Source organism: Lentzea sp. JNUCC 0626 (assembly GCF_043632865.1).
In the GTDB taxonomy this organism is placed as follows: Bacteria; Actinomycetota; Actinomycetes; order Mycobacteriales; family Pseudonocardiaceae; genus Lentzea.
Window position 1 is genome coordinate 4745757 of record NZ_CP171635.1, and the last position, 16394, is coordinate 4762150.

A 16394-nucleotide genomic window follows, 5' to 3' on the forward strand; every position below is an offset into this window, starting at 1 on the left:
AAATGACAGCACCACGAGTGCACAAAGGGCCGCACGTCGACACCACATGGGACGACGTCGTGGAGACCATGCACGAGGCGATGACCGGCGCGCATCTGTTGTGCCACATGGGTCATTACACCGACGGGCAGATGGACGTGACGGTCGACCTGCTCGGTGGCCGCGGCCGCGACCACGTCGAGTGCGACCACCCCGAGTACGTGCGGACCGCGCGGCGGCTCAGCACGTTCGTGAGCGAACTCGAACGTGAGCTGCTGCCGGTGCGCACCGGCAGCCTGATCAGGGTGGTGCTGCAGGCCGCGACGGGCGCGGTGTACTGCGACTCGGTCGTGCCGGACCAGCACGTCATCGCGTTCACCCGCACCCCCGAACCCGCGGAACCCGTGACGTGGAGCGAGATCCCGGCCGTGCGCGCCGCGGACCGGCTCACCTCGGGCGTGGCGACCGAACTGCGGCTGCGGCTGAGCAGGCAGGCGCAGAACCTCGGCGGCTGGCTCACCGAACGACTCCCGGACGCCGACGTGGATCCCGCGCTCGTCCCGGTCGCGCCGCCCGGCGCGGTGCACGTCTCGGGCAGCACCGCGGGCCCGATCCCCGAGCAGTGCGCCAAGGTCGTCGATCCGCGCGACCTGCACCTGGTGTCGTGGTGGGCCGACGACGAACCGCTGTTCACCGTCGACGTGTTCGAGGACCCGAAGGTGCGCAGGTTCTTCAACGAGAGCATCACCGTGGCGCAACGGCGGCGGTTCTACGACGCGCTGGGCGGGCGGCTGCCGTCGATCGTCACGCAGTTCGGCCGGATGTGCCGCAAGTCGCTCGGCGGCAGGCTGGAACGAGCGGTGCTCGACGTCGAGCAGGGCGCGATCTACTACCTGCGCGTGGAGGCCGGGAAGTACCTCGTCGGCGTGACGCTGAACCAGAACGAGGTCTCGCCGTCGGACGACAAGATCGCCCGGCTCGGTCTGGCCGTCCGGTCGTTGTGATGACGACGGGGGCGTTCAGCGCGACGATGCGGCGGCTGCTGCTGTTGCTGGTGGCCGTCGGCGTCGGCTGGGCGCTCGCCCGTGCCGTCGGCCCGCACGACCTCACGGCGTCGGGCTGGTACTTCACGGCCGCGACGGCGTTGCTCGCGATCGGCCTGTACACCAGCACGTTCGGCATCGAGATCGACGACGTCCGCCGGCATCTCCGGATCGTCGTCACGGCGGTGACCCTGGGGGTGCTGGCGAAAGCGGCGCTGATCGCGGTGGTGATGTGGCTCGCGTTCGGCAACCCCGCGTACCTCGTGCTGGCGATCGCGGTCGCGCAGATCGACCCGCTGTCGACCGCCGCCGCGATGACGTCGTCGCGGTTGTCCCAGCGGGCCAAGAGCGTGCTGTCGGCGTGGGCCGCGTTCGACGACCCGATCACCATGCTGCTCACGATCTACCTGTCCGCGCTGGCGTTGCGGGTGCAGGGCGTGACCACGGCCGGGCCCCTGGCGCAGGGCGGGCTGTTCTCCTTCGGCACCAACGTGATCGCGAACCTCGCCCTCGCCGCCGCCGGGCTCGCGCTGTGGTGGCTGTCGAAGAAGATCACGCACGGGCGGGTGCGCGAGATCGCCCAGGTGGTGCTGGTGGTGGCCGTGCTCGTGGTCGGTGTGTGGCAGTTCCTGTTGCTGGGCGTGGCGATCGTCGGCCTGGTCGCACGGCCACCGATCGGGGTGGTGCTCGACCGCGTGACGCGGGTGGCGTTCCTCTCCGCCTCGGTGCTGCTGGGGTTCCTGCTCGTGGGCGGAGTCCTGATCCCGCAGGGGATCGTGCTGGGGCTGGCCACGTTCGGCGCGCAGGTGCTGGTGGGCCTGCTGATCACCGGCGGGCTGCAGCGCCAGGACCGCACCTACATCGCGTTCGCGCAGCAGAACGGGATCACCGCGATCGTGCTGGTGTTGTTGCTGGAACCGGAGTTCCCCGGCACCGCGGCCGTCGTCGCGCCGGCGATCCTGGTGATCAACACCCTGCACGGCGTGTTCACCGGGTTCTGCGAGAACTACAGCGACGCCATCGTGCGCAGGCTCACCGCGTCCCGCCGACCGAGTCCAGCACCGCGGCCTGGACTTGGCCGCTCAGAAGGTTGAAGACCTCCTGCGCCTCCCCCACCTGGGGAGGCAGCAGCACGTTCCCGTCGACCAGGCGAGGGGTGAACCCGTCGAGATCTTCGAGCCGGTAGAACGGAACGTACTCGTAGACCGTGTCGTAGGCGCGGCACAACGCGGTGAGCCGGTCCCGGTCGACCGGGTACGGGCCGCCGGACGCGCTCGGCACGTACGACCGGTACCACTCGTTGATGCTGTCCCGGAACGTGATCAGCAGCGTGCGCAGCATCGCGCCGACACCGACGGCGGAGAACAGGTGCTGCGACCGCAACTGGCCGCGCACCGCCACCCGCGCGTCGATGGCGTTCGCGGAGTCCCCCGCCGTGGCCGTGAACATCGACCGCAGCGTCGCGTCGACCTGGTCCAGACCGTCCAAGAAGGACTGAGCCGTGGTGAACAGCGTCATCACCTTGGGCGGCAGGCGCAACGGCGGTGACTCGACGGTCGCCTGCGGCACGCGCGCGGCGCTCAGTTCGGTGAGCTCGCGCTGGATCTGGCCGAGCGAGCGTTCCGACGACGACCTCATGACCGTCAGCGTCTTCAACGCCTGCTCCAGCATCCGCTGGGTGTTCGCCTGCTGCCGGCCGAGGCGCCGGAACCGCTCCTCGCCCACCGCGAGCGCGTCGTCGCGGTCGAGCAGCCGCAACTGCCGTTCCAGCACCGAGGACAGCGTCTCGGTGAACGTCCAGTGGTCGTAGGAGATCGGCTCCTCGCTGTACGCCTCCCCGAGTTCGGTCACGTGGTCGGCGTTGAGCAGGCCGACGACGATCAGCAGCACCTGCCGTTGCTCGACGGCGGTCTGCAGGAACGTCGCCCGGCTGACGAGCGCGTCGCAGTCGGACTGCGTCAGCACGGCGTCGGTGAGCACCAGCGCGCACCCGGCGCCTTCCTCGTCGCCGTACGGCACCCAGTAGTCCGCGCGCGAGTCGGTCTGCGGGTCCATCCAGTGGTCGCGTTCGTAGGTGAGGCCGAGCGCGGCCAGCACCTGGCGGATCTCGTTGCGCACGTGGTCGGCGGTGCGGGCACCCGCCTGCTCGCGCGCGACCTTGCGCACCATCGCCTCGGTGACGACGGCCTTCGCCGGGTCGCGCGGACTCAGGTCCATCGCGTGCCGGTAGAGGTGGTTGCACAGCCGGATGATGCGGCGGGCGTTGCCGTCGGTGAGCTTCACCAGGTACCGCACGGTGTCCTCGGTGAACGGGTGCAGCACCCGGCCGCGGCCCAGCGCGTCCTGGCTCTGCCGGATGTACTCGATCGCGTGCTCGGGCGTCAGCGGCGAGATGAGGATCTTGCGGCCGATCCGCTGCTGGACCGTGCCGCCCAGTTCGTCGAGGTAGTCGGGCAGGCCCGCGAGGACCAGCAACGCCTGCGCGCCCGCGAACACCGAGATCAGCTTCTCGAACGCGTCCACGGCGTTCTCGGTGGGTTTGCGGGTCGCCGACACGACCTTGTTCATCTCGTCGATCGCGAGGACGAACTTCTTGCCGCGCGTGCTGTAGAGCAGGGCGACGACGCCCATCGCCTCCAGCGCGAGTTCCTCGGTGTTGATCGGGGTGTCGACACCGCGGTCGACCAGCACCGGGTCGGGGTGGTGGCCGGAGAGCCACTCCCAGGCCGCGTCCGCGAAGTCGTGCCGCAGCAACAACGGCAGGACGATGCCGAACGCGCGGTTGCGCGTCACCACCTCGAGTCGCTGGCGCAGGCTCGCGAGGTACTTGCTGCCCATCAGGCCGAGCCGGTCCGCGACCTCGACCGGGTCCACGTCCCCGCCGCGCAACCGGACGGCGATCTCGGCCGTGAGCGCGGACTCCCCCAACGCGTCGGCGAGCACGTCCGCGTACAACTCCCGCACCCGCGCGCAGACGTCGTCACGCCGCAGTTCGGTGCCGATGAGCTGCTTGTAGAGATCGACGAACGTGGCCTGGCGCGCCTCCAGGAACGCCACCCGCGGCCGCAGGTCCTCCGGCACGTCCATCGCGTGGTGCAGCAACGCGCCGACGAGGTGGCTCTTGCCGGTGCCGTACTCGCCGACGATCGCGATCACGGCACCCGACGGCAGGGCGGACGGCCGCAGGAAGCTGTCGACGATGCTGACGGCCTCGGTGATGGACGGCGTGGGGATCGAGACCGTGCCGCCGGTGAACTCGCGCGGCTTGGCGACAGCGGCCATCAGGAACGGATTGTCGCTGGGAGCTGGACCCGGTTGCTCGCTCATCACGTCGTTCCCTGCCTGAAGTAGAAATCAGTGATGTGGTGGTAGGTCACCTCGCCCGTCTGGCCGGAGCCTAACGGACCTGAATTCACGCCTTCGATTCTGATCCACTCGAATAGCCGGAAGAGGAGATTGTGTAGCTCACCGATCGAGAACTCCTTCGCCTCGATCACCTTGCGTATCGCGTCCCTCGACACGAACGGGTAAGTGTCCTCGTCCGTTCGGTGCAGGTCCAGGGCCTGCACGAACGCCCACCCGTCGTCGGGGTCGATCTTGCCGACCTCCAGCTGGATCGGCGCCGGTCCCTGGTTCGCGCCGCGGATCTTGCGCCAATGCGTCTTCACCGCGTCGACCTGGCGACTCTCCGCCAGGAACACCAGGTTGCCGTGCGTCCAGTGCGCGTAGTTCTCGACTTCCTTCTCGATTTCCGTGCGCGGCAGCAGAATGACCACGACCGTGTCGCCGAGCACGAATTTGCTCAGGTACTGGTAACGCAGTTTGAGCGTGCGTTCCTTGAGGTTCTCGCGGTCCTGCGGGCTGATCATGCCGCGGTTGTCGAGCTCGTCGAACAGGCACTGGTAGACGGCCTGCTGCCGGTCCTCGACGGGATCGCTGTCGAGGCACGCGTCGACGAACGGGAACACCAGGCACCGGCCGTCGCTTTCCTGCTGCACGAACGCCTTGAGCCAGGTCGCGCACCGGTTGAGCAGCGAACTCTTGCCGCAGCCGTCCCAGCCGAGCGCGACCACGAGCCGGCCGGACTCCCTGACCCGCGCGACGCTGCCGATCTCGGCCTTGAACTGCTCGAACGCGACCCCGGTGTGATCGACCTCGACGTAGTACAGCTCGTGCGTCGGGTCCTTGTGCGGGCACAGCGGGCCGGGGCCGTCGCCGCCCTTCGGCACGAGGTAGGGGTTCATGGGCGGGCCGCCTCGGCGAACTCGGCGGCGAACAGCTTCTCGGCGTCGGCGGGACGTTCCAGCGCCCGCGCGAGCACCTCGACGCGCCGGTCGAGCACGGCGGCCTTGTCGTTCAACGCCTGCGCCCGCGGCTTGAGCTCGGTCCGGTCGCGGTCGAAGCCCCAGCCGCTCTCGACGCCGTCCCCGAACGCCATCGCCTCCGCGCGCAGCACGCCGGGCGCCGTCCAGGCGGGCCACAGCAACGTCGTCACCGCGAACTGGTTGGCCAGCACGTCCCGCTTGCGCAGCAACGCGGCGGCCGACGGCTGGGTGCCGTCCGGGCTGCGCCGCTGCCACGCCTCGCCGTACTCGCGGACGGCGGCGACGAACTCGGTGCTCGCCGTGCGCAGCGCGACGGCCTGGTGCTTGCCGCGCGTGCGGTCCTCCCGCCGGTTCGCGCTGAACCACGCCACCCACGCGCCCGCGAGCGTCGAGAAGAGTCCGGTCAGCACGGTGAGAAGTGTGCTGAGCCACGCCGGTGTCCCACTCGACGCGGGTTTCACCACCGGATCCGCGAACGCGGTGCAGGCTTTGACGAAATCGGCGCGGCGCTGCTCGCGCCATTCGTCGAAGGAGAGCGTTTTACCGCCCACGACCACTTGATTTCCGCCGGGCGTGGAATCAACGAGCCGCAACGACTTCGCCGCGGCCAGCGTTTCGGACTGCCGCGCCGGGGTCGTGCAGTAGACGACGGCCGCGTCCGAGACCGTGGGGGTGGAACCACATCCGACCAGCGCGAACAGCGGGACGAGGAGCATCACCCGGCCGGCCATGCGACCTCCCCACGTTCCTGCCCGTCAGCGCACACGCCCTGCATGTCGTTCCTGCTTCCACCCGCGTAACGCCGTAACACCGATCGTGTACGTATCTACGCGCTAACTCGACAGTTTTGCCTCAAACACGCCACCAATTGACCCCGAACGGACTACAAAAGTCACTGGGGGCAACGAAAGAACTCCCTGTCCGGGGGATACGCGCGAACGCGCCTTCCCGGCTCGGCTGGAATCACTTCCGCTGAACGGTGGTGCACTGTCGGAGGGGAGCGGGCCGCGCCGCGATACGCGTGAGCGGCACGGGTCACAGAGGACGCTCAGCGGCGCCGCCACACCTCGTCCCCGAGGGAGATCAGCTCGGCGTACCCGCGCGGCATCGCGTCCCCCGGCCGGTAGGACTCCATCGACCGGTTCGGCACCTGCCACTCGTCCATCGCGAGGTCCAGGGCGCGGGTCGCCAGGAGGATGTCGTGGTCGGTCGCGGACCGCGCGAACTCCACCAGGTGCACGCGCACCGGCGACCGCCCGGCCCGCCACGCGACCCGCAGGCTCACCGCGTCCCGCACCCGTTCGCAGGCCTCCGCGGCCGCGCGGTCCACCAGCACGTACTTCGACGTCGTGGGCATCCGGGACGGCGGCAGCACCGGCACCGCGACCGTCTGGTCGGCGAGCGGGGTCAGCCGCGCGAGGCGGGCGGTGACGACCGCGTCCCCGGTGAGCCCGCGCAGGTCCTTGATCTCCTGCGCGGTGAGGCCGATCTGGCCCTCGGCCGCGCGGCCGGTGATCAGCTCGACGCACGTCTCGACGCGGTGGTCGCACAGCAGGTCGCGCGCCTCCGCGGCCAGCCGGGCCGCTCCCGCCGACGCGAGCCTCATCGTCACCACGCGCAACCGCGACGACAGCGCGCCCTCGGCGCCGATCGTCCGCTCGTCCAGCACATCGACCTCCAGTACCGCACCCGCACCGAATTCGATCACGACTGAAGCGGCGATCAGCACCGTCGGCGGCGACCGTGCCCGCTCGGCACGGCGAATCCCGCCCGAAGGTGCAGACAGGTGTTTCCCGGGGTCTGCGACGAGGACCGGTACGTAACGTCCCCGCCATGCCCGGTCTGCCCGCTGCCCTCCTCGACGCGCTGGTCCCGTTGGCGCGCACGCCACACCTGCTGGTGGCGTGCGACTACGACGGCACCCTGGCGCCCCTCGCGGCGCGGCCGGACGAGGCCGTGCCGGACCCCTCGGCCGTGGCGGTGCTGCGCCGGATCGCGCTGCTGCCCGACACGACGACCGCGGTGATCTCCGGGCGGGCGTTGCGGGACCTCGCGCTGCTGTCGCGGCTGCCGACCGAGGTGCGGCTGGTCGGGTCGCACGGCTCGGAGTTCGACGCCGGGTTCGTGCACGAGCTCGGACCTGCCGAGCGAAGGCTGCTCGCGGACCTGCGGCGGGTGCTCACCGACGGCGTGGCGCGGTACTCGTCGCCCGCCGTGATCGAGGTCAGACCCGCGAGCGTCGCCGTGCACCACAGCCGGTGCAGGCCCGACGAGGCGCGGTGGCTGCTGGCCCAGCTGCGCACCGGGCCGGGCAGCTGGGAGGGCGTGCGGGTCACCGAGGGCCGGTCGGTGATCGAGTTCTCGGTCGTACCGGCCGACAAGGGCCAGGCGCTCGACGTGCTGCGGCACCAGGCGGGCGCCACCGCGGCGGCGTTCCTCGGCGACGACGCCGCGGATGAGAAGGCGTTCGCGCAACTCTCCGGAAAGGACGTCGGCATCCGCGTCGGCGACGGCGACACCGTTGCGGCGCACCGGATCGAGGACATCGCGATGGTGGTGGCCACGTTCACGGCGTTGCTGGAGCACCGAACCGCCTGGTTGTCCTCGGGTTTTGCCCGAACGGCCCCTGCGGAGTGACAATCGGGGCAGACACCCCATGGTGAGCTCCGTCCGCCCGACTAGCCTCCGTCCGCGAGCAGCGGCGGGACGCGGTGTGACCGGCTGTGTTGATCCAGAAGCGCGGGCGTGCAGACCCAGAGGAGCGGGAGTGCCGGAAGCTGGTGCGGGACAACGGTTGCGCATCGGGCTGCTGGGCCCGTTGCGCGTCCTTCACGACGGCACCGAGGTCCCGCTCGGCCCGAGCCTGCAACGCGCCCTGTTCGCCGTCCTCGCCTCACGCGCCGGGCAGGCCGTCAGCCGGGAGGAGCTGATCGCCGGGGTCTGGGGCGGCAGCGCCCCGGCCAGTGCCTCGGGCAGCGTCTACACCTACGTCTCCGCGTTGCGCAGGGCCCTGACCCGCGCGGGCGTCGAGAACAGCCGCGAGGTCCTGTTCTCCACCCGCCACGGGTACTCGCTGCGGGTCGCGCCGTCCCAGGTGGACCTGGTGGAGTTCAGCGACCTGGTGGCGCACGCCGACCGGCTCAGCGCCGCCGGGGAGCACCACGAGGCCGTCGAACGGCGGTCCCAGGCGCTCAAGCTCTTCCGCGGCGACCCGTACATCGGGATTCCCGGTCCGCACGCCGAGTACGAACGCGGCCGCTGGACCGACCGGGGGTTGTCCGCTGTGGAGGCACGGGCGCGCGACCGGCTGGTGCTCGGCGAGACGGACGACCTGCCCGCCGAACTGGCCTCGCTGGCGCGGGACTTCCCGTTGCGCGAGTCGCTGCACGCGTTGCTGATGCTGGCGCTCAGCCGCACCGGGCGGCAGGCCGAGGCGCTCGAGGTCTACGCGGAAACGCGCGAGGTGCTGCGCGCCGAACTGGGCGCCGAACCCGGCCCGGCGTTGCTGGAGGCGCACGCCGCCGTACTGGCCGGTGCGGCCGCCCCCGCCGTCGCGCCCGACCAGGTCGAGGTGCACGAGAACCCGGTCCCCGTGCGCGGCGCCACCGACGTGTTCGTCGGGCGGGAGGCCGAGACCGCACGCCTGCGCGAACGCCTCGTCGAGCTGTCGACCGGCGCGGGCGGGACCGTCTACGTCGAGGGCGAGCCCGGCATCGGCAAGTCCGAACTGCTCGCGCTCGGGCTCGGGGACGCCACCCGGTTCGGGTTCCAGGTCGGCTGGGCGGTCGCGGACCAGCTCGCCGCCCACTTCCCGCTCCAGGTGCTGATGGAGTTCGCGGGCATCGACCCGGTCGGGGCCTGCTCGCAACGCGGCGAGCTCAGCCGGCGGCAGCACACGAGCGAACCGCTGGGCGACGACGACACGATCCAGATCGTCGCCGACCACACCGCCGCGCTGGTGGACGAGATGACCGCGCGCGCCCCGACGGTGCTGGTGATCGACGACCTGCAGTGGGCCGACGAGGCGTCCGTGCACGTGTGGCGCCGGCTCGTCACGGCGACCCGCCAACTGCCGTTGCTGCTGGTCACGGCGGTGCGGTCGCGGCACGGCCAGGCCGACCTCGACGGACTGCGCGCGCACGTCGCCGCCACCGGTGGGGACGTGGTCCCGCTCGGGCCGTTGTCCGACGGCGAGACCGACACGCTGACCACCGAACTCGTCGGCGCCCGGCCGGGGAACCGCCTGCGCCGGCTCGTCGCGCACGCCGACGGCAACCCCATGTACCTGCGGGAGATGCTCGGCGAGCTGCAACGCGTGCGAGCCCTCGACGTCTCCGGCGGCACCGCCGAGGTCGCCCAGACGCACCTGGACGACGCGCCGCGCACGTTGTTCGCCGCCGTGCGCCGCACCTGGGACGCGTTGCCCGACCGCACCCGCGAGGTGCTGCGCTGGGCCGCCGCGCTCGGCGCCGAGGCCACCACCGAGCAGATCGCGGCGCTGTCGGCGCGGCCCGTCACCGAGGTCGCGCAGGCGGTCGAGGGCGCGATCACCGCGAACGTCCTCGCTGAGGGCACGCCCCGGCTGGTGTTCCGGCACCCGGTGATGCGCGAGGCCGTGTACGACGCCCTGCCCGCGTCCATGCGCGAACTGCTGCACCTGCAGGCCGCCCAGGCGCTCGCCGCCGAGCAGGCACCCCCGCGCCGGGTGGCCGAGCAGCTGGTGGCCGCCGCGTCCGAACTGCCGCCGTGGGTGTGCGACTGGCTCGTCGAGCACGTCGCCGAACTCGCCTCGCGGGCTCCGTTGATCGCGGTGGACCTGCTGGAGCAGGCGCTCGAGGGCGGCGGACCGCGCGACCCGCGCCGCGAGGTGCTGCTCACCGCCCTGGTGCGGGTGCTGTTCAAGCTGGTTCGCGACCCGGAGGCGCAGGTCAAGCAGGCGCTCGCGATCTCGACGGACCCGACCCGCTCGACCGAGCTGCGGCAGATGCTCGCCGCGATCCTGCTGCGGCAGGGCAGGCGCGACCTGGCCGTGCGGGCGCTGACCGAGGTCGAGATGGACCCGTCGGTGCCGGAGATCTGGCAGCTGCGGCACAAGTCGCTGCTGGCGCACATCGGGCGGGACATCTCCAACGTCGACAACGCCGAGCTGACCGCGAAGACGGCGCACGCGGAGGCCGTCGCGAACAACGACGCGTACCTGATCGCGCACGCGTTGCAGACCCGCTGGCTGGTCGACACGGTCCGGCGCGACCACCGGGCGGCGCTGCGGCACGTGGACGAGGCGATCACCGCCGTCACCGGCCGCACCGACATGGCGGCGATGCACGCGATCCTGCTGGACAACCGCATGTTCACGCTGCAGAACCTCGACCGGCTGAGCGAGGTCGACGCGGCGTTGCGCAAGGTCGACGAGCTGACCGTCGCGCACCGGCTGCCGACCGGCCCGCAGGTGCCCGCCGCGATCCACCACTACTGGACGGGACGCTGGGACCAGGCTCTGGTGGAGCTCGACGCGGCCACCGAGGACGGCCCGGCGATCAACTACGGCGGCCTGGTCGACCCCGGCCCGTCGTGGCTGCTGCTGCACGGCGTCGCGGCGCTGATCGCGTTGCGGCGGGGCGACAACGCCGCCGCGCGAGCACATCTGGACGCGGCCGAGGAACACCTCGTGACCACGGTGGCCGAACGGGAGAGCTACGACTTCCTGCTGGCCGCGCGGTCACTCGCGGCCGTGCAGAGCGGGGACCGGAAACGGGCGCTGGAGATCATGGCGCCCGTTCTCGACCCGGCCTACGCCGAGCTGATGCTGCGGCACCAGTGGCTGCCGGAGGTCCTCAAGCTGGCGCGCGACGCCGGCGCCGACGACGTGGTCTTCGAGGCCCTGTCCGTCGCCAAGCTGGAGGCGGACCGCGAGATCGTGCCCGCGCGCGCCCACACGGCGTTGCTGCGGTGCGAGGCGCTCGCGACCGGAGACCCGGAACCGGCGCTCGCCGCGGTGGCGCACTACCGCGAGGTCGGCAGGACGGTCGAACTGGCCGCGGCGCTGGAGGAGGCCGCGGCACTGCTCGTCGCGGCCGGGCGGCAGCGCGAGGCCCGCAAGGTGTTCGCGGAGGCGGTGGACGTCCTCACGGCGCTCGACGCGCGGTGGGACGTCCAGAGGATCCTGGACCGGTTCGGTGCCTTCGGCCTCCGGCACGACCGGGCGGTCGGTCGTGCGGACACCGGGTGGGAAACGCTGACACCGGTGGAGCGGCGCATTGCCGGCCTCGTCGCGAACGGACTGTCCAATCCGGACATCGCGGTGCGGCTGTCGCTGCCGCGCCGGGTGGTGCAGGCGCACGTGGCGCGCATCCTGACCAAGCTGGGCGTGCGTTCGCGCGCGCTCGTCGCGGAGCACGCGGACCTGCCCGGCAACGCGGTCAGATGACGCCGGCGCGCATCGCGTAGGCCACGGCGTGCGCTCTGTTGCGGAGGTTGAGGCGGTTCGTCACGTGGTGGATCACGTTCTTGACGGTCCGCTCGGAGTACCGCAGTTCCTTCGCGATCTCGTCGGTGGCCCAGCCCTCGGCGATCAGCCGCAGGACGTCGACCTCCCGCGGCGCGAGCCCCGCCGCGTTGAGACCGTTGGGCGCGAGCACGTCGCGCTGGAGCATCTCGACGCGCTTGAGCAGCTTGCCCAGCACGTCCCGGGGCATCACCCCGCTGCCGTTGGCCGCGGCCTGGATGCTGTCGAGCAGCTGCTCCCCCGTCACGGCGGTGCGCGGCAGGATCGCCACCACACCGCACTCGACGACGGCGAGCAGCGGGGCGTCGGTCAGGGCGGTCGCCATCAGCACGATGGGCACCCTGCGGTCCGCCGAGGTCTGGCGGAGCCAGCCCATGGCCTCCGACGTGAGCCTCTCGGTCGAGAAGACGATGACGTCGGGCGGGTTCAGGCCGTCCTTCTCGACGACCTGGACCTCGGGCCGCGCCTTGAGGAAGTACGAGAGCCCGACGTAGCCCATGGGGTCCGTGCTGTGCACGGCGACGCGTACTTGCGCCATCACAGAACCTCCACACGTTCGATCACTGAAATCGAGTGTGAAGAGGCAACCTCTATGAAGTCTTGACGACAGAGGCCGCCGAAGCCGTTCTGTCTTGACGAATTGTTCGCGTGATGTGTGGATCTTGCTCACCCCTCACGAACCCCCGCGACGGGTGTTAGCGCCGGGGCACCGGTTGACCTGCGTGTTCACCCGGATGGCCCATCTTGACGATTACCCGGCCCCCGTCTCGCCTCGTCAAGACCACGGTGAGTTGGGACACGATCTCATTTGGTGGCCGACGCTGAACCGTCTGGCGTTCATCCGCCGTGTCTAAACTCGACAGCCGCGCCCGTCGGCGCGACCGAAAGCTCGGAGTGGAGCAGATGTCAACGGAGCCGACCGACTCTTCCGCTCCGCTGCGGGTGCAGCTGCTGGGCGAGGTGTGCGCCTGGCGCGGCTTCGACGAACTGCCGCTCGGATCCGCCCGGCAACGTGCCCTTTTCTCCGTGCTGGCGTTGCGCGCGAACACCGTCGTGTCCCGGGACGAACTGGTGGACGCGATCTGGGGCGACGCTCCCCCCGGCGCCGTCGACAGCTCTCTCTACACCTACGTTTCCCGCCTGCGGCGCGCGCTGGAACCGGTCAGGTCCAAGTGGTCCACCGGCAACGTACTCGTCTCGGCGGGCTCCGGGTACTCGCTGCGGCTCGACCCGACCGCGCTCGACGTGCACGAGTTCGACCGGTTGCGGGACGAGGCGCGGCACCTCTGGGCGGCCGGCGAGGCCGGGTCCGCGCTGGCGGCGCTGGAGCAGGCGCTCGAGCTGTGGCACGGCGAGGCGTTGATGGGCATCGCCGGGCCGTTCGCCGCCCGGCACCGGGGCAGGCTCGCCGAACTGCACCTCGACGCGCTGGAACGCCGGGCCGAGGTCATGGCCTTCTCGGGCGAGACCGACAGCGCCATCGACGACCTGGTCGCGCTGACGTCCGCGCACCCGTTGCGGGAGACGCCCCGCGCGTTGCTGATGACCGCGCTGCACCAGGCGGGCCGCGACGACGAGGCGCTCGCGGTGTACCGGGCGGCCAGGGAACTGCTGGTCGACCAGCTCGGCATCGAACCGGGCCCGCAGCTGCGGCAGGCCTACGAGGACGTCGTCTCCGGCCGGGGCCGCGGCTTCGCGGTGTCCGCGGCGCCCGTCGTGCCGTCCCCGGTGCCCGCGGCACCCCAGGCGTTCGCGGGCCGGGTGGACGAACTGAACGCGGTGCGGCACGCGCTGGAGTCCGCCCTGCACGGCACCGGGACCTCGCTCTGGGTCGAGGGCGAACCGGGTGCGGGCAAGTCGGCGCTGCTCGCCGCCGCGCTCGCGGACGCCCAGGAGCGCGGGTGCGCGGTGCGGTGGCACGCGGGCGACGAGACCGACGACAGGTGCCCGCTGGGTGCCGTGACCGAGGCGTTGAACGTGCAGCTGCCCGACTCCCCGCCGCTGGTGGAGTCCGAGGGCCTGATCGTGCTGGTGGACCACCTCGTCCGCACCGTGCACGAGCTGTGCGAGTCCGGACCGGTCGTGCTGGTGCTGGAGGACCTGCAGTGGGCCGACGACGCGAGCCTGCTGGTGTGGCAGCGCCTCGCGAAGATGGCGCCGCAGCTGCCGTTGCTGCTCGTGGGGTCGTCCCGGCCGTTCCCCACGCGCCCCGAGCTGGACCCGTTGCGCACGGCCGTGTCCGCGCACGGCGGTCTGCGGCTGCGGCTCGGGCCGTTGGACGAGGTCGCGGCTACGGAACTGGTGCGCCAGGCCGTGGGCGCGGACCCGAGTCCGGCGCTGCTCGCCGTCGTCGACTGCGCGGGCGGCAACCCCCTGGTCGTGCTGGCGATGGTCGACGCGCTGATCCGCGACGACGCGGTGGCGCTGCGCGGCGGCGTCGCCCACCTCGACCGGCGGCCCGGCGCACCGCAGCCCGCGATGGACGCCGTGGTCTCCGGCCTGATGGACCACCTCAGCGGCAACACCCGGCGGCTGCTGCGGTGGGCCGCGTTGCTCGGCATGGAGTTCAGCCTCAACGACCTCGCGACGGTCGCGCACGAACAGGCGTCCGGGCTGCTGCCCGCCGTGGAGGAGGCGACGGCGGGGCGGGTGATCAGGGAGTCCGGCCGGCGGCTCGCGTTCGAGCACCCGATGCTGCGCCGCGTGCTCTACGAGGCCGTGCCCGCGACGGCGCGGATCGCGTTGCACCGGCAGGCCGCCGAAACCCTCGACACCGCGGGCGCGCACGTGGAACGGATCTCCGAGCAGCTGCTCGCGGGGCCCGTGCCGGTGGACGCGTGGGTGACGCAGTGGCTGCTCACCCACTCCAACACGCTGGCGAGCCGCAACCCGTCGCTCGCCGCCGAACTGCTCGAGTACGCCGTCGCGAGTCCGTCGATCCGCGACCGCGCCCGCGAGGTGTTCACGGTGCGGCTCGTCCGGCTGCTGTTCTGGCTCGGCAGGCACCCGGTCACCGAGGCCCGCGCCGTGCTGAAGATGACCGAGGACCCCACCCGCGCGGCCGAGATGCGGCTGATGCTCGCGTACATGGACCACGCGACCGGCGAGAACGACCGCGCGCTCGAGGTGCTGCGCCAGGTGGCGGCCGACCCGGCGGTCCCGGCGCACTGGCGGGCACGGCACCACTCGTTGCAGGCCAGGGTGGAACGCCGGACGCTCGACGACCCGAACACCGCGCACCAGACCGCGGTCATGGCGCTGGACCGGGCGAGGGAGTCCGCCGACACGTTCGCGATCGCCCACGCGTCGGAGAATCTCTGGGAGATCGCGTCCGTGCAGGGCAGGCACGTCGAGGCGCTCGCCCACGTCGACCAGGCGCTGGCCGCGATCGGCGGCGACCCGGCCGGTGCCGACCTGGAACTCTGCCTGCTGGACGACAAGGTCTTCACCCTCCAGCAGCTCGACCAGCTGAGCGCCGCCACGAGGACGTTGGACGCGGCCCAGCACCTGGTGATCCACCGCGGTCTCACCAGCGGCCCGCACCTCCCGGCGGCGGTGCACCACTACTGGCTGGGCGACTGGCACGACGCACTGTCCGAACTGGACGCCGTCGTGCAGGACCGGCCCGAGATCACCTTCTACGGCCTGCGCCAGCGCACGTCGATCGACCTGCTGCACGGCGTGAAGGCGTTGATCGTCGCGCACCGCGACGACTCGGCGGCGCTGGAGACGTTCCTCAAGTCCGCCACCGACTACCCGCGATCCTCGGTGGAGGCCCGCGACGACTTCCTGCGGATGGCCCACTCGGTGGCGGCGGAGCAGCGCGGCCGCCCGGACGAGGCGATGGTGGCGCTGCTGCCGTTGCTGCGCGCCGACTACCCGCGGCTGGTGCCGCGCCACCAGTGGCTGCCCCGGCTGACCAGGCTGGCGCTGGACCGGGGCGAACGCGAGGTGGCGACGGCCGCCCTCGCCGCCTGCGACTCCCGCACGGCGCGGGGAGCGATCGCCGAACGGTGGTGCCGCGCCCTGATCGAAGAAGATCCGGCGGCGCTCGCGGCCGTGACTCGGTACCTCGTCGAGGTGGGCCGCAAGGTCGAGGGTGCGACGGCGTTGGAGGACCTGGCGGTGCTGCACGCCTCGCTGGGCAACGCGACCGAGGCGCAATCGGCCCTGTACGACGCGATGACCGTCTACACCGAACTGGGCGCGGCCTGGGACGTGCGCCGGGCGGAGTCGCGCCTCAAGCCGTACGACGTGCGGTGGCGGGTCGGTGTGCACGGCGACCTGAACGGCAGGCCGCTCGACCACCTGGAGAGCCGGGTGGCCGACCTGGTCGCCGCGGGCTGGCCCAACTCGGACATCGCCACCCGGCTCAGCATGTCCCGCAACACGGTCCAGGCGCACGTGTCGCGGTTGCTGCAGAAGCTCGGCGTGGACTCGCGGCTGAGCGTGACGCGGCAGGTGCTGGACCGTTACGCCTACCGCGCCGGAGAAGCCAACACGGCCTGAGGGCCCGCCGCGTCCGGTGTGATCTTCCAGGCG

General features: G+C 71.6%; 10 protein-coding genes. 5 read left to right on the forward strand and 5 right to left on the reverse strand.

Annotated elements, in window-relative coordinates; translation table 11 throughout:
* Window positions 1–2: 2 nt before the first annotated feature.
* A complete protein-coding gene (locus JNUCC0626_RS20875; RefSeq protein WP_394621459.1) occupies window positions 3–983 on the forward strand; it encodes a hypothetical protein in 981 nt (326 codons plus the stop codon).
* Window positions 983–2116, forward strand: coding sequence for a hypothetical protein (locus JNUCC0626_RS20880; protein ID WP_394621460.1), 1134 nt, complete (start codon window positions 983–985; stop codon window positions 2114–2116). Before JNUCC0626_RS20875 ends, JNUCC0626_RS20880 begins: the two co-directional genes overlap by 1 nt.
* Here the strand turns inward: JNUCC0626_RS20880 and JNUCC0626_RS20885 are convergent.
* The 4 genes from JNUCC0626_RS20885 to JNUCC0626_RS20900 all read right to left on the reverse strand — a co-directional run bounded on the left by JNUCC0626_RS20885 (window position 2055) and on the right by JNUCC0626_RS20900 (window position 7055).
* A complete protein-coding gene (locus JNUCC0626_RS20885) occupies window positions 2055–4349 on the reverse strand; it encodes a hypothetical protein (protein WP_394621461.1) in 2295 nt (764 codons plus the stop codon). The genes JNUCC0626_RS20880 and JNUCC0626_RS20885 overlap by 62 nt on opposite strands.
* Window positions 4349–5266 carry a hypothetical protein gene (locus JNUCC0626_RS20890; RefSeq protein WP_394621462.1) on the reverse strand — a complete coding sequence of 306 codons (918 nt, stop codon included), beginning with the start codon at window positions 5264–5266 and terminating at the stop codon, window positions 4349–4351. Before JNUCC0626_RS20890 ends, JNUCC0626_RS20885 begins: the two co-directional genes overlap by 1 nt.
* A complete protein-coding gene (locus JNUCC0626_RS20895) occupies window positions 5263–6078 on the reverse strand; it encodes a hypothetical protein (RefSeq protein ID WP_394621463.1) in 816 nt (271 codons plus the stop codon). Before JNUCC0626_RS20895 ends, JNUCC0626_RS20890 begins: the two co-directional genes overlap by 4 nt.
* Window positions 6079–6395: 317 nt before the next feature.
* Window positions 6396–7055: a hypothetical protein gene (locus tag JNUCC0626_RS20900; RefSeq protein ID WP_394621464.1), complete on the reverse strand. Its 660-nt coding sequence runs from the start codon at window positions 7053–7055 to the stop codon at window positions 6396–6398.
* 125 nt (window positions 7056–7180) lie between these two features.
* On the opposite strand from JNUCC0626_RS20900, the gene otsB reads away from it, so the two are divergent.
* Entirely contained in the window at window positions 7181–7984 is an 804-nt protein-coding gene (otsB, locus tag JNUCC0626_RS20905; RefSeq protein ID WP_394621465.1) for a trehalose-phosphatase, read from the forward strand.
* 130 nt (window positions 7985–8114) lie between these two features.
* A complete protein-coding gene (locus tag JNUCC0626_RS20910; protein WP_394621466.1) occupies window positions 8115–11774 on the forward strand; it encodes a BTAD domain-containing putative transcriptional regulator in 3660 nt (1219 codons plus the stop codon).
* On the opposite strand, the gene JNUCC0626_RS20915 is transcribed toward JNUCC0626_RS20910, so the two are convergent.
* A complete protein-coding gene (locus JNUCC0626_RS20915) occupies window positions 11767–12390 on the reverse strand; it encodes a helix-turn-helix transcriptional regulator (RefSeq protein WP_394621467.1) in 624 nt (207 codons plus the stop codon). The two genes, JNUCC0626_RS20910 and JNUCC0626_RS20915, sit on opposite strands and share 8 nt — an antisense overlap.
* Window positions 12391–12755: 365 nt before the next feature.
* On the opposite strand from JNUCC0626_RS20915, the gene JNUCC0626_RS20920 reads away from it, so the two are divergent.
* The gene (locus tag JNUCC0626_RS20920; protein WP_394621468.1) at window positions 12756–16361 is read left to right on the forward strand and encodes a BTAD domain-containing putative transcriptional regulator; all 3606 of its coding nucleotides are present in this window, start codon (window positions 12756–12758) and stop codon (window positions 16359–16361) included.
* Window positions 16362–16394 lie beyond the last annotated feature (33 nt).